This window comes from Corallococcus aberystwythensis, from assembly GCF_003612165.1.
Lineage (GTDB): Bacteria > Myxococcota > Myxococcia > Myxococcales > Myxococcaceae > Corallococcus > Corallococcus aberystwythensis.
On record NZ_RAWK01000008.1, the window covers coordinates 40,990 to 65,409 of the forward strand.

At 70.9% G+C, this 24,420-nt stretch carries 22 protein-coding genes, 1 tRNA gene and 1 pseudogene; 13 read left to right on the plus strand and 11 right to left on the minus strand.

All coding sequences use genetic code 11. The features are described 5' to 3' along the window. Positions 1-340: 340 nt before the first annotated feature. On the plus strand, positions 341-892 hold the full coding sequence (locus tag D7W81_RS02260) for a hypothetical protein (RefSeq protein WP_014395291.1): 552 nt from the start codon (positions 341-343) through the stop codon (positions 890-892). Beyond that, a complete protein-coding gene (locus D7W81_RS02265) occupies positions 889-1,479 on the plus strand; it encodes a tRNA-uridine aminocarboxypropyltransferase (protein ID WP_120553648.1) in 591 nt (196 codons plus the stop codon). Before D7W81_RS02260 ends, D7W81_RS02265 begins: the two co-directional genes overlap by 4 nt. 18 nt (positions 1,480-1,497) lie before the next feature. Here the strand turns inward: D7W81_RS02265 and D7W81_RS02270 are convergent, their stop codons facing one another. Then, positions 1,498-2,925, minus strand: coding sequence for a protein-disulfide reductase DsbD family protein (locus tag D7W81_RS02270; RefSeq protein ID WP_120553649.1), 1,428 nt, complete (start codon positions 2,923-2,925; stop codon positions 1,498-1,500). 85 nt (positions 2,926-3,010) lie between these two features. Further along, complete coding sequence (locus D7W81_RS02275) at positions 3,011-4,624, minus strand: SPFH domain-containing protein (protein ID WP_120553650.1); 1,614 nt, start codon at positions 4,622-4,624, stop codon at positions 3,011-3,013. A 367-nt stretch (positions 4,625-4,991) separates the two neighbouring features. Here D7W81_RS02275 and D7W81_RS02280 point away from each other — a divergent pair, with 367 nt between their 5' ends. From D7W81_RS02280 to D7W81_RS02310, 7 genes are all read left to right on the plus strand, one after another. Then, positions 4,992-6,353 carry an IscS subfamily cysteine desulfurase gene (locus tag D7W81_RS02280; RefSeq protein ID WP_244226921.1) on the plus strand — a complete coding sequence of 454 codons (1,362 nt, stop codon included), beginning with the start codon at positions 4,992-4,994 and terminating at the stop codon, positions 6,351-6,353. 118 nt (positions 6,354-6,471) lie between these two features. Further along, the gene (iscU, locus tag D7W81_RS02285; protein WP_120553652.1) at positions 6,472-6,864 is read left to right on the plus strand and encodes a Fe-S cluster assembly scaffold IscU; all 393 of its coding nucleotides are present in this window, start codon (positions 6,472-6,474) and stop codon (positions 6,862-6,864) included. A gap of 45 nt (positions 6,865-6,909) precedes the next feature. Further along, positions 6,910-7,293, plus strand: a complete 384-nt coding sequence (locus D7W81_RS02290) for a HesB/IscA family protein (protein ID WP_120553653.1) — start codon at positions 6,910-6,912, stop codon at positions 7,291-7,293. Positions 7,294-7,399: 106 nt separating this feature from the next. Then, the gene (gene hscB, locus D7W81_RS02295; RefSeq protein ID WP_120553671.1) at positions 7,400-7,948 is read left to right on the plus strand and encodes a Fe-S protein assembly co-chaperone HscB; all 549 of its coding nucleotides are present in this window, start codon (positions 7,400-7,402) and stop codon (positions 7,946-7,948) included. Beyond that, positions 7,945-9,789 carry a Fe-S protein assembly chaperone HscA gene (hscA, locus tag D7W81_RS02300; protein ID WP_120553654.1) on the plus strand — a complete coding sequence of 615 codons (1,845 nt, stop codon included), beginning with the start codon at positions 7,945-7,947 and terminating at the stop codon, positions 9,787-9,789. The genes hscB and hscA overlap by 4 nt, the downstream gene beginning before the upstream one ends. Positions 9,790-9,792: 3 nt before the next feature. After that, the gene (locus D7W81_RS02305) at positions 9,793-10,170 is read left to right on the plus strand and encodes a 2Fe-2S iron-sulfur cluster-binding protein (RefSeq protein ID WP_120553655.1); all 378 of its coding nucleotides are present in this window, start codon (positions 9,793-9,795) and stop codon (positions 10,168-10,170) included. A gap of 84 nt (positions 10,171-10,254) precedes the next feature. Beyond that, positions 10,255-10,338, plus strand: a tRNA-Leu gene (locus D7W81_RS02310). A 74-nt stretch (positions 10,339-10,412) separates the two neighbouring features. Here the strand turns inward: D7W81_RS02310 and D7W81_RS02315 are convergent. Together D7W81_RS02315 and D7W81_RS02320 are read right to left on the minus strand one after the other, a co-directional pair. Beyond that, positions 10,413-11,495: a lysylphosphatidylglycerol synthase transmembrane domain-containing protein gene (locus tag D7W81_RS02315; protein ID WP_120553656.1), complete on the minus strand. Its 1,083-nt coding sequence runs from the start codon at positions 11,493-11,495 to the stop codon at positions 10,413-10,415. Between the two features lie 20 nt (positions 11,496-11,515). Continuing rightward, entirely contained in the window at positions 11,516-13,108 is a 1,593-nt protein-coding gene (locus D7W81_RS02320) for an alkaline phosphatase family protein (RefSeq protein ID WP_120553672.1), read from the minus strand. Positions 13,109-13,262: 154 nt separating this feature from the next. On the opposite strand from D7W81_RS02320, the gene omp85 reads away from it, so the two are divergent. After that, complete coding sequence (gene omp85, locus D7W81_RS02325) at positions 13,263-14,438, plus strand: Omp85 family outer membrane protein (RefSeq protein ID WP_120553657.1); 1,176 nt, start codon at positions 13,263-13,265, stop codon at positions 14,436-14,438. Positions 14,439-14,467: 29 nt separating this feature from the next. Here the strand turns inward: omp85 and D7W81_RS02330 are convergent, their stop codons facing one another. From D7W81_RS02330 to fni, 5 genes are all read right to left on the minus strand, one after another. Beyond that, complete coding sequence (locus tag D7W81_RS02330; protein WP_120553658.1) at positions 14,468-15,547, minus strand: mevalonate kinase family protein; 1,080 nt, start codon at positions 15,545-15,547, stop codon at positions 14,468-14,470. After that, positions 15,547-16,533, minus strand: a complete 987-nt coding sequence (gene mvaD, locus D7W81_RS02335) for a diphosphomevalonate decarboxylase (protein ID WP_120553659.1) — start codon at positions 16,531-16,533, stop codon at positions 15,547-15,549. Before mvaD ends, D7W81_RS02330 begins: the two co-directional genes overlap by 1 nt. Beyond that, positions 16,530-17,480, minus strand: a complete 951-nt coding sequence (gene mvk, locus D7W81_RS02340; protein ID WP_120553660.1) for a mevalonate kinase — start codon at positions 17,478-17,480, stop codon at positions 16,530-16,532. The genes mvaD and mvk overlap by 4 nt, the downstream gene beginning before the upstream one ends. A 96-nt stretch (positions 17,481-17,576) precedes the next feature. Continuing rightward, positions 17,577-18,905: a hydroxymethylglutaryl-CoA reductase, degradative gene (locus D7W81_RS02345; RefSeq protein ID WP_120553661.1), complete on the minus strand. Its 1,329-nt coding sequence runs from the start codon at positions 18,903-18,905 to the stop codon at positions 17,577-17,579. Between the two features lie 33 nt (positions 18,906-18,938). Beyond that, a complete protein-coding gene (fni, locus tag D7W81_RS02350) occupies positions 18,939-19,997 on the minus strand; it encodes a type 2 isopentenyl-diphosphate Delta-isomerase (RefSeq protein ID WP_120553662.1) in 1,059 nt (352 codons plus the stop codon). A 151-nt stretch (positions 19,998-20,148) separates the two neighbouring features. Here fni and D7W81_RS02355 point away from each other — a divergent pair, with 151 nt between their 5' ends. Continuing rightward, a complete protein-coding gene (locus tag D7W81_RS02355) occupies positions 20,149-20,568 on the plus strand; it encodes a hypothetical protein (RefSeq protein WP_120553663.1) in 420 nt (139 codons plus the stop codon). Between the two features lie 145 nt (positions 20,569-20,713). Further along, entirely contained in the window at positions 20,714-21,670 is a 957-nt protein-coding gene (locus D7W81_RS02360) for a zinc metalloprotease HtpX (protein WP_208721123.1), read from the plus strand. On the opposite strand, the gene D7W81_RS02365 is transcribed toward D7W81_RS02360, so the two are convergent. Then, positions 21,667-22,515, minus strand: a complete 849-nt coding sequence (locus D7W81_RS02365; protein WP_120553665.1) for a 2-oxo acid dehydrogenase subunit E2 — start codon at positions 22,513-22,515, stop codon at positions 21,667-21,669. The two genes, D7W81_RS02360 and D7W81_RS02365, sit on opposite strands and share 4 nt — an antisense overlap. A gap of 178 nt (positions 22,516-22,693) precedes the next feature. Between D7W81_RS02365 and D7W81_RS02370 the strand changes: the two genes are divergently transcribed. Next, a complete protein-coding gene (locus D7W81_RS02370; protein ID WP_120553666.1) occupies positions 22,694-23,782 on the plus strand; it encodes a coiled-coil domain-containing protein in 1,089 nt (362 codons plus the stop codon). Positions 23,783-23,858: 76 nt separating this feature from the next. Here the strand turns inward: D7W81_RS02370 and D7W81_RS02375 are convergent. Further along, positions 23,859-24,420, minus strand: a pseudogene (locus D7W81_RS02375) (hypothetical protein); the annotation flags it as partial.

Below are 24,420 nucleotides of genomic sequence, written 5' to 3' on the forward strand. Positions count from 1 at the left end.
TTCAGCCAGACGCCAATTCCTTTCATGGAATAGACAGACATCCAGGCACTCCCTGGTTCAATTCCTTTCCGTGGGTGTGTCTTGCCTCCGGGTGGCTCGCGCCCGACCCGGCATGAAAATGCCGCGTGAAAAAGGGCGTCAGCATGCGCCAGCGGCTTGCGGCGCCTGGAACCCCTGGATGAAGCCCTCCTGGTGCGTCAGGGGGCCCAAGCCGCCCCGCCGGGTGGCGTTCCGGACCGGCCGGAGGGCGCCCTGGGGCCCGGGGAAGCGTCCCCGAAGCGAAACTCCCCCTTGCGTGCCTGGGGAGTCCTTTGGTCCTCTTGGGTCACGCCGTATGCCCATGGAAACCGCCGCCGACAGCCGAGAGTACCGCGTGGTCTTCTTCTGCCCCGCGTCCAACGCCCGGCTCGAACGGCTGGAGGTCCCCGTGCGCCGGCTGTTGTCGCGCATCCAGGCGCCCCCGGCGGAGCTGGCCCCGCTGAGTGAGGCCGGGGCGCTGACGGAGGCCGGGTGGCAGGTCTACCTGGTGCGTTCGCTGACGGAGCGCTCCGCGGCGCAGGCGATGGCGGCCTACGTCAGCGAGGCCACCTGCGCGCTGGCGGCGGAGGTGGACGCCGAGGTGCTGGGGCTCTACGTGGACGTGTCGGGAGATTCCGCACGCATCTGCCGGTGCGGGCCGGAGGACGGTCCGGAGACCTTCGCCGGGCGCCGGCAGGCCGCGCTCACCCGCACGTCCGAGTGGCTGGAGGTCGCCCCCGCGAGCCTGTCCGCCCTCTTCCAGTTGGATCCGCCGGACGCCGAATACGAGCCGGACGCGGATGACCGTTTCGTCGAGGAGAAGCTGCGCGAGGCGCGGGCCCTGATGGAGCGCTACCGCACCGCGGCGAAATGAGGTCCAGCACCCCGGAGGACCTGTCCGGCCGCTGTGAGCGGTGCTACCTGCCCACGGCCCTGTGCCTGTGCGCGGACGTGCCCGTCATCCCCACGCGCACGGAGCTGCTGATCATCCGGCACAACAAGGAGTCGCAGAAGAGCACCAACACGGCGCGCATCGCGGCGCTGGCGCTGCCCCGCTGCCACATCGTCTCCTATGGCGCGCCCGGGGCGCCCTTCGACGCGTCGGTGCTGGACTCGCCGGACACGTGGCTGTTGTTCCCGGACGCGCCGGAGGCGGAAGGCCCTCCGCCGAAGCGGCTGGTCATCATCGACGGGAGCTGGGCGCAGGCGCGGCGCATGGTGCAGCGCGTTCCCGCCCTGCGCCGGCTGCCAGGCCTGAGGCTGCCGCCGCCTGCCCCGGACACGCGCCGGTTGCGCAAGCCGCCGCACCCGGACGGGATGTCCACGCTGGAGGCCATGGCCGGCGCGCTCGCGCGGCTGGAGGGCGAGGACCTGGCGAAGCCGCTCCTCACGCTGCACGAGCTGATGATTGAACGCGTGCTGGCGAGCCGGGGGCGGCTGGGCTGGGAGAACTACCTCTAGCGCGCGGTGACGGGCCTCCTACTGGAGGACCACCTTCTGCATCTCCGCCGCGAAGGGCACGGGCTCCAGGAAGCCCGTCACGCGCGGCTTCGTCAGCACGGTGCCGTCCGGGTTCACGAACGCCACCGTGGGCAGGCCCTCCACGCCCAGCTTCTCCATCAGCGCGTCCAGGTGGTCCTCGCTGTTCGTCGCGTCGATCTTGATGGTGAGGAAGCGGCTGTCCTGGGCCTGGGAGATGACCTCCGTGGACGGGTACGTCAGCCGGTCCAGTTCCTTGCAGGCCGCGCACCAGTCCGCGAAGAAGTCGATGAGCACCGGGCGCCCCTCCTGCTTCGCCGCCGCGAGCACCTGTTCGAACTGGCTCGCGTCGAACGTCGCCGTCTTCGCCGGCATCACGTGGTGCCACTGCCAGGACGGCGCCACCGGATGCTGCTGGAGTCCCATGCGCACCCAGAGTTCGCCCGTGGGCCGCGCGTCCAGCGCACCGCCGCGCACCACCAGCGCGCCCACCACCAGCGCCACGCCCAGCGCCTTGAAGCCGAAGTCGCGCGCGCCCTCCTTGAACGAACGGTGCACCGCGCCCACGAGCACACCCACCACCACCAGCACCGCGGCAATCACCGCGCCCGGCACCTGGCCCACCTGCGCCCCCAGCGCCTTCACGGTGTCGCGCGCCCAGGGGAAGGCGTCCTTCAGGTACGAGAACGCGAGCGCCACCAGCATGATGCCCAGCACGCTCTTCACCCACTCCATCCACACGCCGCCGCGCGGCAGGCGCACGGTGAACACGCCGATGAGGAAGAACGGCACGCCGATGCCCAACGCGTAGATGAACAGCAGCGTCGCGCCCAGCGTCGTGTTGGCGGACTTCGCCACGAAGGCCAGGAGGCCCGTGAGCACCGGCCCCGTGCACGGCGCCGCCAGGAACCCGGACACGCTGCCCATCACGAACGCGCCGGCAATGCCCGCGCCGCCCACGTTGGCGAGCTTCGTCTGCATGGACGACGGCAGCGCCAGCTCGAAGGCGCCGAACATCGACGAGGCCAGGAGCAGCAGGAACAGCGCCAGCCCCATCACCACCACGGGGCTGCCCAGCATGGAGCCGAAGGCCTGGCCCGTCTTCGCCGCCAGGACGCCCAGCCCGCTGAACACCACGCCCATGCCCACGATGTACGACGTCGTCAGCGCCAGCGAGCGGCCCCGCGCCTCCGCCTTCCGCGCGCCGAACACCGACACGGTGATGGGGATGAGCGGGTACACGCACGGCGTCATCGCGGTGAGCAGGCCGCCGGCGAACACCACCAGCGCGCCCCACGCGAGGTTGCCCGACTCCAGGAACCGGGCCGCGTCCAGCCCGGCGCTCGGGCCCGTGGGGAGCAGCCACGGCACCACGGCCACCGCCACTCCCGCCACCACCGCCGCCAGCGTCAGCTTCTTCGTGTCCATGCGTGCCTCGGCTTCCCGCGCGCCCGGACCGGAAAAGAGGCTCCGGGCAGCGGCTCCCTTCTATATGCGGAGGCCGGGGACGCGGCTACCCCGCAGGCACCTGCGCCGGGGAGGCAGGCACCTTCAGCCCGGCGGAGCGCGCCAGCCCCATCACGCCCTCCACGGCGGCGGCGATGTAGCCAAAGGGGTTCGCTCCATCCACCGCCGTCACGTGCACCTCGCCCATCTGCTGCTGGAAGGCCGCCGCCACCTGCGGCAGCTGCCGCGCCAACGTCAGCTGGATGACCTCCGGGCTCACCGAGTTCTCGATGTCGCGCAGCGCCTTCGCACGCTCCATCTCCAGCCCCTGCTGCGCGCGGGTGCGCCGCAGCTCCAGCTCCGTGATGCCGGCTTCCGCCTCCGCGATGGACTGCTTCGCGAGCAGCACCTGGAGCCGGGCGGACAGCTGCTCGGCCTCCTGCTGGGCCTCGGCGAGCTGCAACTGATGACGCGCGGCCTCCGCCTCCTGCTGGCGGCGCAGGCGCTCCAGCTCCACCTGTGCCTTGGCCGCTTCCGCCTCCTGCTCCCAGCGCAGCTGCTCCAGCTCGCCCTGCGCGCGGTTGTACGCGAGCTGCCGTTCGCTCGTGAGCCGCGCGTCCTCCAGCCTCGCGTCCGTGGCCAGCGCCTCCAGGCGGGCCTGTTCCTTCAGGGCCTCGGTGCGCGTGCGGACCTCCTCCTGCGCGGTCAGCTTCGCGAGTGCCACCTCACGCTCCACGGAGGTCCGCTCCTGCTGCTGCTGGCGCGCCTGCTCCATCTTCGCCTGGGCCAGCCGAGCCTCCTGCGCCAGCTGCTCCATCTGCGCCTGTTCGTCCGTGGCCTGCGTGCGCTGGCGGACCTCCTCCCGCGCGGCGAGCTTCTGGAGGTTGAGCACGCGCTCGGCCTCCGTCTCCTCGCGCCGCACGAAGCGCTCCTTGGCCAGCTCCGCCTCGCGCGCCTGCCGCTCCTGTTCGCGGCGGAAGCGGGCCTGCATGTGCTCGAAGACGGCGGAGGACAGGACGCGCACGTCTTGAATCTCAATCGTGTCCAGCAGCACACCCCAGCCCGCGTCGGTGCGGTCCTCCAGCCGGCCGCGCCCGGAGAGCACCGGGGCGATTTCGCGCATCAGCTCCTCCGCGATGCCCTCCTTGCGCCGGGTGAGGCACTCCTCCACGGAGAGGTTCGCCACCAGCCGGCGCGCCGCGCCCACGAACATCTCCCCCAGGAGCTCCGCCAGCTTCTCCTGCGCGCGCTCCGGGTAGCTGAAGTTGAGCATCCGGAAGGCAATCAGCGGATCCGCGATGCGGTACACCGCCAGGCCCGTCACCGCGACGCCCACCTTCTCGCTCGTCACCTGATCCGCGGTGAACTGGAGCCGCTGGATGCTGGTGGGCACGATGGCCACCGAGTCCCCCGGCAGCTTGAAGCAGCTGGCGCCCTGGCCACTCACCTCGCGCACGCGCCCCCGGCGCATGTGGATGAGGAACTCGCTGGGCCGCGCGGTGATGAGGCCCCACTTCTTCACCTTGTCCGGGTCCTCCGCGGGCTTGCCCGCCCGCCAGCCGTCCGCGTAGCGGGTGCGCTCCATGCCCCCCTCCAGGCGGATCAGCGACGGCCGCCCCGTCCCCTCCTGCTGCATGTCCTGGGCGTTGCTCCGGGCCTGCGACTTCGCGTTGGCGCTCATGTTGGCACCCTCCGCGTCCGCTCCAGTGCAGGCGCCCGGCCATGTCCCCCGGGGCCACGAAACGGGCACTTATGGGCGCGCGAAGCGCTGTTTTGGATCACCCCGCCCCATCCTGGCGCACCCGGAGTGCGCCACTTCGGAGGAGGGTTGAACAAAGCCGGCCCACTTCACGACCCGATGCGTCGGGGAAGGGGGCCTCGCGCTTCATGTTCCCTTGACCCGAGGGGGGTCGATTTTATAATTGACCAATCCGGTCCACATTCGTGTGGGCCCATGTAGACCCTGCCGCTGCGCGCGGACCCACCGCGTCGCCGGGGAGCGGAGGGATGTTCCACCCTCCTGCATCACTTCTTCCGAGGACTTCATGCTGAGCCTGCCCATCTACATGGACAACCACGCGACCACCCCGATGGACCCTCGGGTGCTGGAAGTGATGTTGCCCTACCTCCGCGAGGACTTCGGCAACGCGGCCAGCCGCAATCATGCATTCGGCTGGAAGGCCGAGGCCGCGGTGGAGAAGGCGCGCCGGCAGGTGGCGGACCTCATCGGCGCGTCGGAGAAGGAGATCGTCTTCACCTCCGGCGCGACGGAGTCCGACAACCTGGCCATCAAGGGCGTCATCGAGTTCTACAAGTCCAAGGGCGACCACATCATCACCCTGAAGACCGAGCACAAGGCCGTGCTGGACACCTGCAAGCGCCTGGAGCGCGTGCGCCAGGAGCGCCTGGACGAACTCAAGGTGCTGCGCCTGGGCCAGCTGGCCGGGCGCGACGTGTCCCCGGAAGAAATCCCGGAGCTGGCCGCGAAGTTCAACCTGGACGCGGACGACACGTTCAAGAAGTGGGCGGAGATGCCCACGGGCGGCGCGCGCGTCACCTACCTGGACGTGGAGCGCGACGGCCGCGTGAGCCTGGAGAAGCTGGCCGCGGCGATGACGCCCAAGACGGTGCTCGTCTCCATCATGTTCGCCAACAATGAAATCGGCGTGGTCCAGCCGGTGGCGGAGATTGGCAAGCTGTGCCGTGAGAAGGGCGTGCTCTTCCACTGCGACGCGGTGCAGGGCGTGGGCAAGGTGCCCTTCGACGTGGAGAAGATGCACGTCGACCTGGCCTCCATCAGCGCGCACAAGATGTACGGCCCCAAGGGCGTGGGCGCGCTCTACGTCCGCCGCAAGCCGCGCGTGCGCATCGCGCCCATGGTGGACGGCGGCGGTCACGAGCGCGGCATGCGCAGCGGCACCCTGAACGTGGCGTCCATCGTCGGCTTCGGCGCGGCCGCGGAGGTCGCGAAGCAGGACCTGCCGGAAGAGGCCGCGCGCCTGTTCCGCCTGCGCGAGCGGCTGCGCACCGGCATCATGGAGCAGCTGGACATGGTGGTCGTGAACGGCAGCCTGGAGCACCGCATGCCGGGCAGCCTCAACATCTCCTTCTCCTACGTGGAGGGCGAGGCCCTGATGATGTCCATCAAGGACGTCGCGGTGTCGTCCGGCTCGGCGTGCACGTCCGCGTCGCTGGAGCCCTCCTACGTGCTGCGCGCCCTGGGGGTCGAGGAGGACATGGCCCACAGCTCCATCCGCTTCGGCCTGGGCCGCTTCAACACGGAGGAGGAGGTCGACTTCGTCATCCGGCTGGTGGTGGACAAAGTCCGCAAGTTGCGAGACATGAGCCCCCTGTACGAGATGGCCAAGGAAGGCATCGACCTCAAGAGCATCGAGTGGACCGCCCACTAGGCGCTCCCCTCCCCTCAAGACTTCCCGCCGGGCACGGGAGCCCCCGCCCGCCCGGCCGCGCATCGGTTGTCTCCGAAGCGCATCAGTTCAAGCGTTGTGCAGAAGGAGCGTGAGACGCATGGCTTACAGCGAGAAGGTCATCGAGCACTACGAGAACCCCCGCAACGTGGGGACGCTCGACAAGAACGACCCGAACGTCGGCACCGGCCTGGTGGGCGCGCCCGCTTGCGGTGACGTGATGCGGCTCCAGCTGAAGATCAGCGATTCGGGCGTGATTGAGGACGCGCGCTTCAAGACCTTCGGCTGTGGCTCCGCCATCGCGTCCAGCTCGCTCGTCACCGAGTGGGTGAAGGGCAAGACGGTGGATCAGGCCATGACCATCTCCAACAAGGACGTGGCCCGGGAGCTGGCGCTGCCCCCGGTGAAGATCCACTGCTCCGTGCTGGCCGAGGACGCCATCAAGGCGGCCATCGAAGACTTCAAGAAGAAGCGCGCGTCGCGGCAGGCGTAGCGGCACGCAGCTGGCGGCACTTCTTCAACGGATCGAGGACGACCCATGAACGAGCAGGCCCAGACGACCCAGGCCCCTCAGACGCCCCCCAAGCCGGCCCCCAAGGGCATTGGCCTGGCGGACAGCGCGGTGGCGCGCCTCAAGCAGCTGCTGGTGGAACGGCAGACGCCGGACGCCGGCCTGCGCATCGCCGTGAAGGGCGGCGGGTGCTCCGGACTCCAGTACTCCATGGAGTGGGCGGAGAAGTCCCGCGAGCGCGACAAGGTCTTCGAGCGCGACGGGGTGCGCGTCTTCGTGGACCCGAAGAGCTACCTGTACCTCATTGGCACGGAGCTGGTGTTCGAGCAGACGCTGATGGCGTCCGGCTTCAAGCTGAACAACCCCAACATCAAGGCCGCCTGCGGCTGCGGAGAGAGCTTCTCCGTCTGAAGCCTGCACGGCCTTCCCGCCCGCCCTGTCGGTCAGGGAGCGGGCACCAGGGGTCCGGCCCGGCGCCGGGCCCCTTTTTCGTTTCCCCCATGAGGATGTGCGCACCGTGAGGACCCACTTCGACGTGTTCGGGCTGCCCCGCTCCCACGCCGTGGACGTGCCGGCCCTGGAGAAGCAGTACCGGGAGCTGTCGCTCCAGCTGCATCCGGACCGCGTCGCCCCCGGCAACGCGAAGGAGCGCCTGGCGGCCGTGGAGGGCACCACCGCCCTCAACGAGGCCTTCAAGACGCTGAAGGACCCGGTGCGCCGCGCCTTCTACCTGCTCAAGCTCCACGGCGTGGACCTGGACCGCGAGGACGCGGGCGCCCAGAAGGACATGCCCCTGGCGTTCCTGGAGGAGGTCATGGAGCTGCGCGAGGCCCTGGACGACGCCATGGCGGCGAAGGACCTGCCCAGGGCCCAGGGGATGGCGAAGGACGTGGCGGTCCGCAAGGCGGCGGCGCTCCAGGAGGCCGTGGCGGCGCTCGGGGCGCTGGAGGGCGCGGGGGATTCGCCGGACGGGGTGAGAAAGGCGTCGCACGCGCTGGGGCGGGTGCGCTACTTCACGCGCTTCCTCGAGCAGGTGGACGCGTTCGAGGAGGAGGTGCTCGCGTGAGCAACAACGGCTATCTGCAGATCCACGACCCGCTCAAGCCGAAGGGCCACGTGGTGGGCATCGACCTGGGCACCACCCACTCGCTGGTGGCGTCCGTCACGCAGGGCAAGCCGCGCTGCGTCCCGGTGGACGAGGGCGATTCGCTGCTGCTGCCCTCCGTCGTGCACTACGGCAAGGACGGCGGCGTGGTGGTGGGCGCCCGCGCACGGAAGCTCGCGGCCGAGGCCCCCACGGACACCATCGTGTCGGTGAAGCGCTTCATGGGCCGCAGCCCGGACGACCCGGAGACGCGCAAGCTGGGCCACTACGCCTTCGCCCCCGGCGCCAACGTGGTGCGCTTCGACGTGGCCGGCGGCCAGCCGGTGACGCCCATTGAAGTCTCCGGCGAAATCCTGCGCGCGCTGAAGCGCCGCGCGGAGGCGCACTTCTCCGGCAAGGTGGAGCAGGCCGTCATCACCGTGCCCGCCTACTTCGACGATGCGCAGCGCCAGGCCACCCGTGACGCGGGGAAGCTCGCGGGCCTGGAGGTGCTGCGGCTGCTCAACGAGCCCACCGCCGCCGCGCTGGCGTACGGCCTGGACAAGGGCAGCCAGGGGATGTTCGCCGTCTATGACCTGGGCGGCGGCACGTTCGACATCTCCATCCTCAAGCTGGAGGACGGCGTCTTCGAGGTGAAGTCCACCGGCGGGGATTCGGCCCTGGGCGGCGACGACTTCGACCGCGCCATCGCGCAGCACGTGCTCCAGAAGCTGGGCGTGGAGTCCCCCACCCCGGCGCGCATCGCGGAGGTGATGGTCGCCGCCCGCCGCGCGAAGGAAGCGCTCACCGACGCGGCGGAAGTGACGCTCAGCGTGGAGGGCCACTCCCAGCCGCTGTCCCGCGCGGACTTCGAGGCGTGGATCCAGCCGCTCGTCGCGAAGACGGGCGCGGTGTGCCGGCGGGCCCTGAAGGACGCGGGCGTGGCGGCGGGCGAACTGGACGGCGTCATCCTGGTGGGCGGATCCACGCGAGTGCCCGCGGTGCGCCGCTTCGTGGCGGAGCTGTTCGGCCGCGAGCCCCTGGGCGACATCGATCCGGATCAGGTCGTGGCGCTGGGCGCCGCGGTGCAGGCCAGCCTCCTCACCGACACCGACCGCCAGGATGAAGTGCTGCTGCTGGACGTCATCCCCCTGTCGCTGGGGCTGGAGACGATGGGCGGCATCACGGAGAAGCTGATCCCTCGCAACTCCACCATCCCCACGGCGGCGGCGCAGGTGTTCACCACGTTCAAGGACGGCCAGACGGGCCTGGACGTGCACGTGGTGCAGGGCGAGCGGGAGCTGGTGCAGGACAACCGCAGCCTCGCGCGCTTCACGCTCTCCGGCATCCCCTCCATGGCGGCCGGCATGGCCCGCGTGGAGGTCCGCTTCCAGGTGGACGCGGACGGCATCCTGTCCGTCACCGCGAAGGAGCAGACCACCGGTGCCGCGCAGGCCATCACCGTGAAGCCCAGCCACGGCCTGACGGAGGAGGAGATTGAAAAGATGCTCCTCGACTCCATCGACTTCGCGGAGGACGACATCCAGGCCCGCCAGCTGCGCGAGCAGCAGGTGGACGCCGAGCGCGTCCTGGCCGAGGCCGACCGGCAGCTGCGCGAGAACGCCACCCTGCTGGAGGCCGGCGAGCGGGAGGCCATCCAGGCCGCCATGGCCCGCGTGCGTGAGGCCGCCGCCGGCAAGGACTACCTGGCCGTGAAGGAGGCCCTGCACGCGCTGGACGAGGCGTCCCGGGGCTTCATTGAACGGGTCATGAACCGCGCCATCACCCAGGTGGTGTCCGGCCATTCCGTGGAGGAGTACTGAGCCGTGCCCAAGGTCACCTTCAAGAGCCCCCTGGCCGAGGTCGCCGTGGACGTGCCCCAGGGCACCACCCTGCTGGACGCCGCGGAGAAGGGCGAGGCCCAGGTGGGCCACAGCTGCGGCGGCGTATGCGGGTGCTCCACCTGCCATGTCTGGGTCCGCAAGGGCCTGGACTCGCTGAGCGAGCAGCGGGACGACGAGATGGACCGCCTGGACATGGGCTTTGACGTCCGGCCGTACTCCCGCCTGTCCTGCCAGACGGAGGTCGGCGCCGAGGACGTCACGGTGGAGATCACCGAGGAGTCCCTGGTCGCCTTCATGGACGAGAACCCGGCCATCCGCCGGCAACTCGAGTCCGAAGGGCGCTGGCCCCTGAAGAAGTAGGCCGAAAAAAGGGTGTTGACCGGGCGGGGGAGGTTCTCTATACGTCTCGCCCATCGCGGCGCCGCAAGGCACCGCGAGCCACCTGCCCAGGTGGTGGAATTGGTAGACACACTAGATTCAGGGTCTAGCGCCTGCAAGGGCATGGAGGTTCGAGTCCTCTCCTGGGCATGAAGTAAAAAGAAGGGCCCCGACCACAAGTCGGGGCCCTTTTTGTTTTCCCGCCCTGCCCTCTTCCGGAGGGCTCAGGGAGGCGCGGGTTCCACCGCCTCATGGGCCACGTGGTGCGCGGCGGCGCTGGCCAGCCGGCCCCCCTTGCGCAGGTCGCGGATCCGCAGCTTGGACTTGTGCACGCACCAGGCGCCCACGGCCACCTGGCTGATGACGGTGCCCAGGTGGGTGAGCGTGGCGAAGGCCGCCGCGTCCTCCGGGTTGGAGCCCAGCGAGCGCGCCGCCCAGCTCGTCACGAAGTAGTAGATGCCCATGCCCGCCGGGACGCCCGGCAGCGACTGCCCCAGGGAGATGGCGCCCAGCACGACGGCGCCCGCGAAGAGGCCCCCGGGGATGTGCACGCCGTGCAGCGCCAGGCCGTACGCCAGCGCGGAGGCGAACACCGGGAAGATGGAGAAGAAGAACACCCTCGCCATGCCCTTGAAGCTGCGCGCGGTGCCCAGACCCTCGCCCACGTGACTCAGGAAGCTGTCCACGCGGGGCAGGCTGTGGCGCTGGTGCAGCCAGCGGCCCAGCGGCGCCGCCCAGTGGGCCAGCAGCACCACCAGGGCGACGAGGCCGATGCACAGCGACAGCGCCACGTTCAGCTCCGTGCGGAAGTGGGCCATGGTCTCGCCAAAGGGGCCCAGGAAGGACAGGGCCACCAGCAGCATCAGGCAGGCGAACTCCATCAGCTTGCACACGCCCACGGAGCCCAGGCTCCGGATGAAGGGGATGTTGTGCGTGCGCGACAGGAGGAAGGAGCGCGTCACCTCCCCCAGCTTTCCCGGCAGCGCGTTGTGCACGAAGACGCCAATCCCCACCATCTGGAAGCGGTCGCGGAACGGGATGGGCTTGCGCAGCGTGGCCTGCCACTGCACCGCCCGCAGCGGCACGAGCGACGCCTGCAGCAGCATGAACGGCACCAGCCACACCAGGTGCCCCGGCAGGTCGCGCACGAACTTCCCCAGCGGGAAGCGCGGAGTCAGCAGGTCCCCGGACCCGCTCAGGTTCCACTTGAAGAACGCGGTGGAGAGCAGCAGCACGGACAGGACGAGTCCGACCACTCCGCCCAGCACCTTGAGCCACGTGCGTCCACTGGCGTTGGGAAGCCGCATGGTCCTCCCCTTCGTTGGGTTCAATGCAGGATCCGCGGCGAGCCGGTGTCCAGGTAGGCCTCCGCCAGCCGCTCGTGCAGCCGCGCGCAGTGGCTCAGGCCGGACAGGTCCACCGGGCCGTTCGCGGGCCACATCACCAGGCTGTCGGACTCCACGCGCGTCAGGCCGCCGTGCGAGCCGAACTCCCACGCGAAGCCCACCGTGCCGCCCTTCTGCACGGCCTCACCGAAGAGGACCAGGTCCCCCGCGGTGTCCATGCGCGGCAGCCCGTGGAGGAAGTCCGCCACGGCGCGCTTGCTGTACTCGGTGGTGAGCGGCGCACGGTCCAGGTCCGCCGGGCCGTAGACGCCCCCGCCCATCACCACCACCGCCTCCGCGCCCCGGCGCATCGCCACCATGCCGATGTCCGGGTTGTTCGTGGCGCGCGCCAGCACCTCCGGGTGCCGCGCCAGCAGCTCGCGCGCCTCCAGCGGCGCGGGACGGCCGCTCAGGTAGATGTGGGCGAAGTTGCCGGCCTCCACCACCACCGGGATGAAGGGCTCGCGCGCGGCGGTGTCCGGTGCGGGAGGCGCACGGCCATCCAGCAGGCCGCGGCGCACGTCGTCCTTCAGCGGTGGCACCTCGCCTTCAAAGAGCACGGCCTCCAGGCGCCGGCCCTGGCGCTGCTCCAGCGGCAGGCTGTCCACGTGGCCGTGGTCGGACAGGAGGATGACGTCGTAGGGCTCCGGCGCGGCGCGGGCCACGGCGAACAGCTCCGACAGCGACGCATCCACGCGGTGCAGCTCCTGCATCGCCAGCTCCGAGCGCGGGCCCCGGCGGTGGGCTACCTCGTCGTAGTTGCCGTACACCAGGTAGATGAGCGGCACGCCGCGCACCATGTCCACCAGGGACTTGGTGTACGCGAAGCTCCAGCCCAACCGCTGGAGGAGGATGCGGCTGATCAGGAAACCCTGCTCATGGCGCCAGTCGTTGACGGCGCGCGCCCACTGCCGCACCTCGCGCACCGCCTGCCAGGACTCCATGCCGAAGGAACGCAGGAAGTCCCATGCGCCCTTCGTGCGCGCCGAACCCAGGCCCTGCATCTCGTACGCGAACGAGCGCGCCATGAGCTTGAAGCTCGACAGCGTGCTCATGCACATGCGGTTCATGGCGCCCGCGTGGAAGAGCGAGAAGTAGGTGTGGCCGCCGTGATCCAGCAGGCTCGTGCGGCCGTGGCCACGCAGACGGGCGTCGATGGCCATCGCGTCGCCCGGCGTGTTCATCTGCACCTTGCGGCCGAGCGCGCGGTCGTACCAGCTGTAGCCCGGCAGGTTCGGGTGCTGCAGCCCGTAGAGCAGGCCTGCCTGGAAGAAGGGCGTGGAGGTAGGCGCGCCCCAGAACGCGTTCTCCAGGTGATACGCGCCAGACCGCACCAGCTGTGAAACAAAGGGCATACGGCCAGATGTGATGGCCTCGTCCAGGAGCGCCTTCGGCACCCCGTCCAGGTGGACGAGCAGAGCGTTCCGGGGCCGACGCGCCGCCACCGGCGGAACTTTCGAGCCGATCCTCCGGACAAGGGTATTCGCCCAATTTCGTGAATTCTCGCTGACGAGTTCGCTGAGACTTTCGCGCACGTTGACGGCTCCCCCATCCCCCAAGGCAAAATGGGCATTCAGGGGGACAGGAGCTTCCGGGGCCGCGTTGCTCTCTTGGAGAGCAGGCGGGCGGAAAGGGTTCGCTGTCCCGGGCTGGAATCGAAGTGCCCCCTCGGGGCTTCACGGGGTTTCGATGCTGGCTCCAATCGTTTTTCTGTTCTTCATGCTGCTGTCACTGAGCGCCGTGGCGGCCGGCCGTAACGCGCCCGGGCTCGTGCCGGTGAAGCACACGCCGTCCATGGACGGCATCGCCCTGCCGCTGGTGAGCTTCAGCTCGGATCAGGGCTTCGGCTACGGCGCCGTGGGCGGCATGTACCTCTACGGTGAGGGCAAGACGCCCTATGCGCATGCCCTGTCCGCGCAGGTGTTCTTCACCGCGCGCGGCGCCATGAATCATTACCTCCGCTACGACGGGCCGCAGTTGCTGGGGCCCCTGCGGCTGGAGGGACGGCTGGAGTACCGCCAGGAGAAGAGCAGCCCCTTCTTTGGCGCGGGCAACCTGTCCGCTCCGGACTTCCGGGGGGACGTGGACGACGAGCGGTACAACTACGACAAGGGCTCGCCGGGCCTCTGGGTGCGTCTGCGCGGGCGGCCCTTTGGTGAGAAGCACCCGTTCCAGTCGTACGTGGGCTACGGCTGGCGCTACACGCGCGTGTCACCCTACGAGACGTCCATCCTGGCGCAGGAGAAGCCCATCGGCATCGAGGGTGGGCCCAGCGGGCAGCTGCTCGCTGGCGCGCTCTGGGACACGCGCGACGACGAGTCTGATCCGACGTCCGGCGGCGTGGAGGAGGTGGCGCTGCGCGTGTCGGGCCTGGCCACGTTCAGCCGCTACCAGTACGCGGGCGTGACGCTGAGCGAGCGCCGCTACATCCGGATTACGCCGCGGCTCGTCTTCGCGCAGCGGCTCACGCTGGACATGCTGTTCGGCGAGGTGCCGTTCTTCGAGTGGATGACCACGGGCGGCGTCAACGTCTCCGAGGGCATTGGCGGCATGAGCAGCGTGCGCGGCATCGAGCGCAACCGCTTCGCCGGCAACGTGAAGGCGTTCAGCAACTCCGAGCTGCGCTTCCAGGCGGCGCGGATGGCCTTCTTCGGGCAGCCGCTCGCGCTGGGCGCGGTGGTGTTCCTGGACCTGGGCCGCGTGTGGCATCCGGGTGTGACGGACGGCAAGTGGCATGAGTGGCACCCGGGCATCGGCGGCGGCCTGCGCTTCTCGCGCCGCGCGGCCGTGGTGCGCATGGACTACGCGCGCTCCACCGAGACGGGCCGTCAGCGCTTCTACATCACGTTCGGTCACATGTTCTAACGGCGGGCCCGGACGCGCGCCGCTGGATTTCAGGTGAGCGCGTCCACCCAGCCGCGAAGCCGCGCATCCGTCTGCGCCTCGCCGCGCACGCCGGGTTCCACGTCCAGCGTCAGCGTGAGGAAGCCGCGCGACTCCAGGCCCTGGCGCAGGGCTTCACGCGCCTGCGCGTCCGGGGCGAAGAGGATGCAGCCGTCGCCGCCGCCCGCGCCGGAGAGCTTGCCCGCGCAGTGGTAGGACGCGGCGATGGCCAGCACGCGGCGCATGCCTTCGGTCTCCAGCGGCCCCAGCTCCAGGAGCAGCGCGTGCTGGGCCTTCACGGCCTCGGAGAAGGCACGGAAGTCACCGCCGCCCAGTCCGCCTTCGATGACGTGGCCCAGTGCATCCGAGCGCTCCACGAACGCCTTGCGGCCGGCCTCCGCGAGCCGGGCCTCCACCTGGTCGATGAGGAGCTTCGTGGACGCGCTCTCACCGGTGAAGGCGTAGAGCATGGACACGCGCGGCACGGGCATGCGCCAGAGGTCCACGGGTGGGGACTCCGCGAGCGCGGCGTTGAAGCGGCCGGTGTTGGCGGCGTTCGCGAGCGCGGTGATGTCGTAGCGCCGGTAGCGCACGGCACCGCCCGCGAAGCTCGTGGCCACGTCACCGCCGCTGCCCTTGCCGCCCTGTCCCAGCGTGTGCGCGGTGAGCGCGAGCTTGAGGACGTCGAACTTCTCCTCCAGCACGAAGCGCGCGGCCTCCGCGGCGAGCACCGTCGCGGACGCACTTCCGCCAATGCCCAGCTTGTGGCCGCCCGGGCCCAGCGCGCCGGGAGCCACCGCCACGTCGAAGCCCACGCTCGCGCGGCCGTGCGCGCGAAGGGCTTCATCCAGCGTGCGGGCGACGAAGGAGAAGCCAGCGGGCACGTCGCGGCTCCACTTCACGCCCCTGGGCGTCGTGAGCCCCTGGAGCGTCCCCTCCTCCAGGCAGATGTGCACGCGCGAGTCCTGACGCCTGCGCACGTACGCGGCCGTGCGCGGCGCCACCGCGGCGAGGCGGGACACGCCGCCCCACAGCACGGCGTACTCACCGGAGATGAACAGCTTGCCCGGGGCGGAGAGCGCTCGGTCCATCAGAACAGGTGCTCGGACAGCAGCGTCGCGTCACCGCCGGGCACGCAGCGCACCACGTCCACGGCGCCGCAGGCACGGGCCAGGGCCTCCGCGGCAATTTCATGGGCCGCGTCCGTGAGCAGCACCGGGTTCGGGCCCGCGTCGAGCGTGAACCACACCGGCACGCCCTTCTTGCGCTGCTCGCGCAGGTGCTGGATGAGCCCCAGCGTCGAGGCGTTCAGGTAGCAGAGGGGCGGATCCGCCGCGAGCGAGGTGGCGTGCATCCGCCACGCGTTGCGCTCGCACAACTCGCCCAGCGCCTCCAGGTCCCGCTTCGCGATGAGCTCACGGGCGCGGGGCACTTCGGCCTCCGCGTCCTTCACCCACGCCGGGTAGTAGGGGCTCGTCTCCACCGTGCCCTTCATCCCGTCCCGCGACTTCACCTCTTTCTCGCCGCGGTCGAGGATGGCCACCACCATGCGCAGGTCCGCCCAGTGGCCCGCGTCGAAGCGCTGCACGGCGTAGCTGTCCTCGCCGTCCGCGCGCTCACCGCGCTGCCACTCGCAGAAGCCGCCCTGCACGCTGCGGCACGCGGAGCCGCTGCCCCGCCGCGCCAGGATGCTGGACGCCCGCGTGTCCGCCGGAAGTCCCGCCGCCGCGCGCCCCGCCACCGCCAGCGCCGCGAAGCCCGCCGCGCTGCTCGCCAGGCCCGCCGCCATGGGGAAGTCCCCGCGCGACACCACCTTCGCGGGCCCCAGGTCGCGGCCCGCCTGCACACGCACCGCGTCCAGGAGGCGCAGCACGCGGTCGCGCTCGCTGCCCCTGGCCACGTGGCCGTGCAGCTCCACCGTGTCCGACGGCGCTCCGAACTCCACCGTCGTCGTCACGTGGATGGGCGCCAGCGTCAGCGACAGGCTGGACTGATGCGGCAGGATGAGCGCTTCGTCCCGCTTCCCCCAGTACTTCACGAGCGCGATGTTGGGATGCGCCCGGACCGTTGCCTTCATGGAATGTCTCCCTGGACCCGCGGCCCCGCGAGCTGGCTCGCGAAGCAGCGCACGCCATCGCGCGTCAGTTGCGCGACCACGGGCTCCGGTTCGGGGAAGAGGCCGATGACCGCGCCACCGTCACCTCCCGCCCCGGTGAATTTGGCCCCCAGCGCGCCCAGCGAGCGCAGCCGGAACACCATGTCCTCCAACGCGGGCGAGGACAGCCCCAGCGCGTTCAGGAGGCCCTGGTTGACGTTCATCGCGTCCCCCAGCCCCTCCAGGTCGCCCGTCTCCACCGCCTTCGCCGCGTCGGCGACGAGCCGCCCCACCTGGCCGAAGAGCCGCTTGTAGCGCTCCGGCCACCGCGCCTGCCGCTCGCGCAGCGCCCCCACCGTCAGCTTCGTGGGACTGCGCGCGCCCGCCAGCGCCACCACCACCGACACCGGCCGCGGGCTCTTCAGTTCGCGCGCCCGCCCGGTGACCCCCGCCGGCGCCTGCACCCGCCGGTAGAGGATGAGCTTCTCCTCCGCGCTGGTGGTGTGGTCCACGCCGGACGGCGTGCCGTGGAACTCCTGCTCCATCTCCCACGCCAGCCGCGCCGTCGCCTTCGCCGTGGGCGCCTGCCCCGCCGCCTGCAACAACACGCGCGACGTGGCCACCGCCAGCGCCGCGGAGCTGCCCAGCCCCGCGGACAGGGGCAGCTGCGGCTCCAGCGTCACCTTCACCTTCGGCTCGCCCACGAGCTTCGCCGCCCGGGCGAACGCCTTGCGCATCATCCGCTTCTGCGCCGCGTCCGCCGTCACCGGCACGTCCAGCACGCACGAGCGGGAGGCCACGCCCCGCGCCACCACGCCGATGGTCAGCGGGCCGGCGATGGCCGGGTAGCCGTACACCACGCTGTGCTCACCCAGCAGGATGACCTTGCCGGCACCGAAGGCGACCAGGGATTGCATTGCGGGAGTCATGGCACCAGACACGCGAAGGGGCGGGCGCCTTCATTCCGCGCACCGCCCGCTGCCGTCAAGCGCCCCGCGTCTCGCGGAAGCGCCCGGGGGTGGACCTCAGCCGTTGGTGAGGGTGGCGACGACGGGCGTCTCCGGAGGCAGGCTCGCGAGGATCTCCCGCGCCTTCTCCACCTTCACGTGCCCGGCCTTCACCAGCAGGTTGGCCACCTTCTCCACGTCCCCGCCGCGCGCGCCCGCCGTGACGGCGACGCTGCGCGCGTGCATGGCCATGTGGCCCTTCTGGATGCCCACGGAGCCCAGGGCCCGGAGCGCCGCGAAGTTCTGCGCCAGGCCCACCGCCGCGAACACCATGGACAGCTCGCGCACGCTGGTGGCGCGCATCAGCTTGAGCGCCACCTGCGCGCCCGGGTGGATCTTGATGGGGCCGCCCACCATGCCCAGCGCCAGCGGCAGCTCGATGCGGCCGACGAGGTGCCCCTCCTCCAGGTACCAGGTGGACAGCGGCCGGTACTGCCCGCCCCGGCACGCGAACGAGTGCGCGCCCGCTTCGATGGAGCGCCAGTCCTGCCCCGTGGCGATGGCCACCGCGTCAATGCCGTTCATCACGCCCTTGTTGTGCGTGGCGGCGCGGTACGGGTCCGCTTCCGCGAAGCGGCTCGCCTGCGCGATGCCCTCGGCGATCTCCTCGCCCGGCAGGCCGAAGTCCGCCAGCAGCGGCAGCGGGATGCGGCACGTGGCGCGCGACAGCCGCTTGTCCGCCAGGTTCGACAGGATGCGCAGGTACACCCGGCCGCCCGTGACCTGTTCAATCAGCGGCGCCACGCCCTCCGCCATGGTGTTGATGAGGTTCGCCCCCATCGCCTCCTGCGTGTCGATGAGGAGGTGGACGATGAGCAGCGGCTCGCCGCGCGGGCCTTCCGGCGCGGGCAGGAGGCGCACCTCGACGTCCCGGGCGCCGCCGCCGCGGGCCACCATGGCCGGGTGGAAGCTGTTGGCCAGGGCGATAATCTGCTCCTTCGCCTCCAGAATCTTCTCGGACGCGCGGCCGGGGTCCCCGTAGTTGGAGACCTGCACCTGGCCGATCATCATCGACTCGTCGGCCTCCGCGATGAAGCCGCCCGACTCGCGGACGATCTTCGACGCGAACGACACCGCCGCGACCACGGAGGGCTCCTCCACCGCCATGGGCACCAGGTAGTCGCGCCCGTTGACGTTGAGGTTCAGGCCCAGGCCCAGCGGCAGGGAGAACGTGCCCACCGCGTTCTCGATCATCTGGTTGGCGGTCGACAGGTCCAGGCCGCTCTCGCCGCGCAGCTGATCCAGCTCCGCCTCGGTCAGCCGGAACATCTGGCCGATGCGCGCCAGGCGCTCCTCCATGGGCAGCTTGTGGAATCCGGCGAGCCGGGACGTGACGGTGTCAGACATGTTCTTCCTTCCCAACCTGGGAGCCACCCGGCATCACAACGCCGCCAACCAATCCTTCAACGCTCCGGACATCACGCGGGGCCGCTGCCGCAATTGCGCGACCGTCCGGCTGCCCGTCAGCACCAGCGCCTGCCGCAGCCCCGTGAGGATGACCTTCAGCGCCTCCTCCGCGGCCGGCAGTCCGCCCTGCTGCTGGGCCCGGAACAGCGGCAGCGCCATGCCCGCCAGGTCCGCGCCCAGCGCGAGCACCTTCGCGGACTCCAGCCCACCGCGCACCCCGCCGCTGGCGACGAGCCGCACCTCCGGCCCCACCGCCTTGCGCACGCTGGCGATGGCCGCCGCGGTGGGGATGCCCCAGCCGCTGAACTCCGCGCCCACCTGGGCCTGCGGGCCCGCCGCGCGAAGCTGCTCCACGCGCACCCACGACGTGCCGCCCAGCCCGGAGACGTCCACGTTGCGCACGCCCAGTTCCACCAGCCGCCGCGCCACGTCCGGACCGATGCCGCACCCGGTCTCCTTCACCAGCAGCCGGTCGCCAAACGCCCGCGCCAGCTCCTCCACCACGCGGTAGCCGCCCCGGAAGTCGCGGTCGCCTTCAGGCTGCGTCAGCTCCTGGCCCGCGTTGAGGTGCAGCGCCATGCCGTCCGCGCCAATGGCGTCCATCAGCCGCCGCACGCCGTCCACGCCCAGGCCAATGGCCTGATAGAGGCCGATGTTGCCCAGCAGCGCCACCGTGGGCGCCACGTCGCGCACCGCGTAGGACGCCGCGCGAGCGCTGTCCTCCGCCATCGCGCGCTGGCTGCCCACGCCGAAGGCCAGGCCGTGCCGCTCCGCGAGCAGCGCCAGGTCCCGGTTCACGGCGCCCGCGCGCTCGGTGCCGCCCGTCATGCCGGTGACGAGCAGTGGCGCCTGGAGCCGCTTGCCCAGGAACGGCGTGGACAGGTCCACGTCCTCCACGGCCATCTCCGGCATGGCGCAGTGGATGAGGTGCACGTGCTCCAGCAGCGTGGAGTTCTGCGCCGGTTCCACGTCGCCGGTCGCGCACAGGTCGAGGTGGGCATCCTTCCGCCTGGCTGTCGTCTCGTCGCCCATGTCGCTGAGTGCCACCCGCGCTGTCGCTGCAAAAAACGTGTAAGCCTGGAAGGTCCTTGCGTTCCTACCAAGCGCCCGGGCCGGGGTGCAAGCCAAAGGGCCCCGGCGGTCGTCCCCCGGGCGTGAATGGACGCGGTGGCTTCTGGACGGTATGAGCCACCCCGTGAGCGCGCCGGACAACAGGGTCGTCGTCTTCCTGCACAGTGGCGAATACGACCGGGTGCACCAGGGGCTCTCCATCGCGGCGGCTGCGACGGCGGCCGGACGGCGCGTGGAGGTGTACCTGTTCTGGTGGGCCCTGGAACGCTTCCTGATGGACAGGTTGGACGAGCCGGACTTCACCGGCCGCGAGGACGTGGCGGACCGCTTCGAGGCGCGTGGCATGCCCACCGCGCGCGCGCTCCTGGAGCACGTGCGCGACTCCGGCCTGGGCACGGTGGCGGGCTGCACGGGCTCGCTCGGTGCCCTGGGGAGCGAGTCGAAGGCGGGCGACAGTGACATTGATGTCTGGCTCGGCTGGAGCGCCATCCTCCAGCGTACGGCCGGCGTGACGGATCGTTTCTACCTTTGAGACGGGCGGTGGCTGGCGCCATGGGCCTCCGGGGCAGCCTGGACCCGTTGTGTTGACGGCCCCTTGTGCCTGCTTACGTTTCGTGTGGCCCCCTTGACGGGGCGAAAGGCACGGAACGAGGAACATGGCGCAGCGTGACCCCCACATGACATCCCGAGGACCGGCCGTACCGGCGCTCAAGGGCGGCGGGTGGCACCGGCTGGGCAACGCATTGAAGACGACCGTGCTGCTGGCGGGCTTGACGGGGCTGGTGCTCGTCATCGGACAGCGGCTGGGCGGCGCGCAGGGCCTGGCGATGGCGGGCCTCTTCGCGGTGGTGATGAACTTCGGCTCGTACTGGTTCAGCGACCGCATCGCGCTGGCCATCCACGGCGCGCAGCCGCTGCCGTATGAGCAGGCCCCGTGGCTGCATGAGATGGTGGAGCGGCTGGCCGCGCGCGCGGGCATGCCGAAGCCGAAGGTGTACCTGCTGCCCACGGCGCAGCCCAACGCGTTCGCCACGGGCCGCAACCCCAGCCACGCGGCCGTCGCGGTGACGGCGGGCATCGTGGACATCCTGGACCGGCGCGAGCTGGAGGGCGTGCTCGCGCACGAGATTGGCCACGTGCGCAACCGGGACACGCTCATCGGCACGGTGGCGGCGACGCTCGCGGGCATCATCAGCTACGCGGCGCAGATGCTCTTCTGGTTCGGCGGCAGCATGCTCAGCCGCGGCGACGATGAAGAAGGCGGCGGCATCGCGGGAGCCCTGTCCAACCTGGGCCTGCTGCTGGTGGCGCCCATCGCGGCCACGCTGTTGCAGCTGGCGGTGAGCCGCTCGCGCGAGTACGGCGCGGACGCCACGGGCGCGGAGCTGTGCGGCGATCCGGATGCGCTGGCGAGCGCGCTCTTGAAGATGGAGCGCGGCGCGGAGGCCATCCCGTACGACAGGGCGCCCGCCACGTCGCACCTGTTCATCGTCAACCCGCTGCACCACGGCGGGGTGATGTCGCTGTTCTCCACGCACCCGCCCATCCCTGAGCGCGTGCGCCGGCTGCGCGAGATGAGCGCGCGGATGGGCCAGGGCACGCGCAGCCGGGGCGGCTGGGAGTACGCGTACTAGATGGGCGTTGAAACCGGAGCATCCGGCGGAAGTCCGAACGACTCCACCGGGTGCTCCAGCATCTCGCGCAGCGTGTTGGCGATGACGCCCGCGTGGTAGCCGTCGAGGAAGCGGTGGTCGAAGGACGCGTTGATGTTCATCACGTGACCGGGCACCACCCTCCCCTCCTCCACCACCGCCACCTCCCGCACCGCGCCGGGCGCGAGGAAGACGGGCACGCGGGTGAAGGGCGCGAGCGGCAGGTACGCCGTGTCCAGCCCCAGCGCGCCCACGTCCACCACCACTGCGGAACCGAACGGATCCCGGGGCAGGCCCAGCCACGACGGATCCATGTTCAGCGTGTACGTGAGGAACGACACCAGCCCTGTGAAGCGGTGCAGCAGCAGGTGCGGCACGCGCTTCAGCAGCCGCCGGCCCTGCTCCACCTGTGCGTCCCGGCCCTCACGCACGCGCGCCGCGGTGGCCTCCACTTCGAGCGCCAGCTCGCGCACGGGCTTCTGCTCCACGTCCTCGATGCGCACGGGCGTGAGGCCCTGTTGATCCACACCGGGCAGCACCGCGCACACGGTGATCCGCTGGCGCAGGTAGATGCGCTGGTAGCGCAGGAGCGCGTTGGCGTCCGGGCAGCGGCGCAGCCCTTCACCCACCGCCTTGAGGACCAGGTGCATCGCGGTGAGCCGCACACCGGTGCGCTGGTGGAAGGCGTCCAGGTAGGCGAGCGCCGCGTCCATGCGCACCGTCAACGTGCCGTAGACCGTCGGGTCATACGCGGTCGCCCAGCTCCCGATGGCGAGCTTGCGGAAGCTCGACACGTCCTGCTTCGGCTTCAACTCCAGGTGCGCCATGGGGCGCGAGCGTGCCCCAGGACCGTGCTCACGGGTGAGCCGGAAAAGGGGCGGCCAGCGGGGCCCGGCCAGCACGGTGGGCGGGGCCCGCCGGGTCGCCTGCCAGTGAAGCCTTGACGCGCCATGTCCCAGCGGTAGGCTGCCCCGCTTTTTGCATCTTTCTGTGGAGGTCGTTCCCTTGCTGGTTGCACTCATCCTCGTATCGGTCGGGTTCGCCGTGACGCTCGGCCTGCTGCTCTTCGGAGACAAGAGCGGCGCTGGTGCCAACGCGGGTCGTCCCTCGCTCTCTTCTTCCTCCTCTTCCGCGCCGTCGTTCCGCGGTGAGCTGGAGTCCGAGAGCAAGGCGCGCGCGAAGGCGGAATCGGAGGTCCAGCGCAAGCAGAAGGAGCTGGACGAGCAGCGCGCGCAGCTCCAGGAGGTCAAGGAGCAGCTGAAGCAGACCAAGCGCAAGCTCTTCGAGCAGAAGGAAGGCGACAAGGGTTCGAACGACCTGGCGAAGGCCCGTGCCGAGGTGGAGCGCAACGCCAGCATCCAGCTGGAGCAGACCCGTTCGGAGCTGGCGCAGGCCCTGACGGAGAACGCCCGGCTGCGCGCGGAGACCGAGTCGCGCAACGGCCCGCGCCGCCGTGAGGCCCCGGCCGCCGCCCCCGCGCAGACGTCCGCGCCCACGGCCCCCGCCGCTGTCGCGACGCCGGAGCAGATCGCCGCGCCCGCGAGCGAGCCCGTGGTGAGCGCGGCGGTGACCGTGACGCCCGTGGCCCCGGCGGAGCCCGTGCGCCGCTACCGCGAGCTGAACGACGCGGACCGCGAGAAGATGGACCGGCTGGAGCAGGCGGCGAACAAGGACCGCGCCCGCGCCGTGGAGCTGGAGAAGGAAGTGCGCCGGCTCAAGGGCCGCGCCGACACCCAGGCGCGCATCCTGTCGGTGACGAAGTCCGAGGCCGACCTGGGCAAGGACAAGTACAAGGCGCTGGAGAAGCGCCTCAACCGCACGCTGCTGGAGCGCGACCTGCTTCGCCGGGCCATCAAGGACCTGGAGAAGAAGACGGGCATGCTCGCGGACCGCACGGAGCTGACGCCGGACGAGGTCGCCGCCAGCGACCAGCGCAGCGACGACCAGGCCCGCGCCCGCGCCGAAGCGGAGGCCCGCGCCGCCGCCCCGGCCACGCCGACGGAGGCTCCCGCCGCCACCGAGCCGGCCGCCGCCGCCCCTGCCTCCACCGAGGGCGAGGCGAAGCCCTCCGAGTCTCCGCCGTCCAACGCCTGATCCGCGTTCCTGCTTGAAGCACCCAGGCCCCGCCGTCCCCTCACCGGGACGCGGGGCCTTCGTGTGTCCAGCTTCTTCAGTCGCGCGGCGGAGGCATCACGACCAGGGCGTTCGTGAGGGGGCGGGGTTCTCCGGCGCTGTCGTCCATGCCGCCCACCACGAGCACGGAGCCGTCCGGCAGCGCGGAGCACGTGTGCCACACGCGCGGCTGCGGCATCAGCGGCAGGCCCAGCACCGTGGGCTTCGCGCCCGCGAGCGGGGTGATCAGCTCCACCCAGGGCACGGCGTACGTCGTGCCGAGGCTCGTGCCCCGCCCGCCCAGCACCACCACGCGACCGTCCGGCAGTGACACCGCGCACGGATTGCTCCGGGGCATCAGCGCGGGGCCGTCCTCCACCAGGACCACCCCCTTCAGGAACTCGGAGGCGCCCACGGGCCTCGCGCCTTGCGCCGGATCCAAGCCGTCAAAGCCCCCCACGACCAGGGGCAGTGGATCCTCGTCCGCCCGGCCCAGCAGCGCCACGGCGGCGCCCACCCTTGCGACACGGAGGTCAGCGCCCGCGGCCAGTGACTCGATGCGGTCGTCGCCGAAGGTAAAGGGCACCACGTCTCTCCTGGCACCCAGGACATCCCCTCCC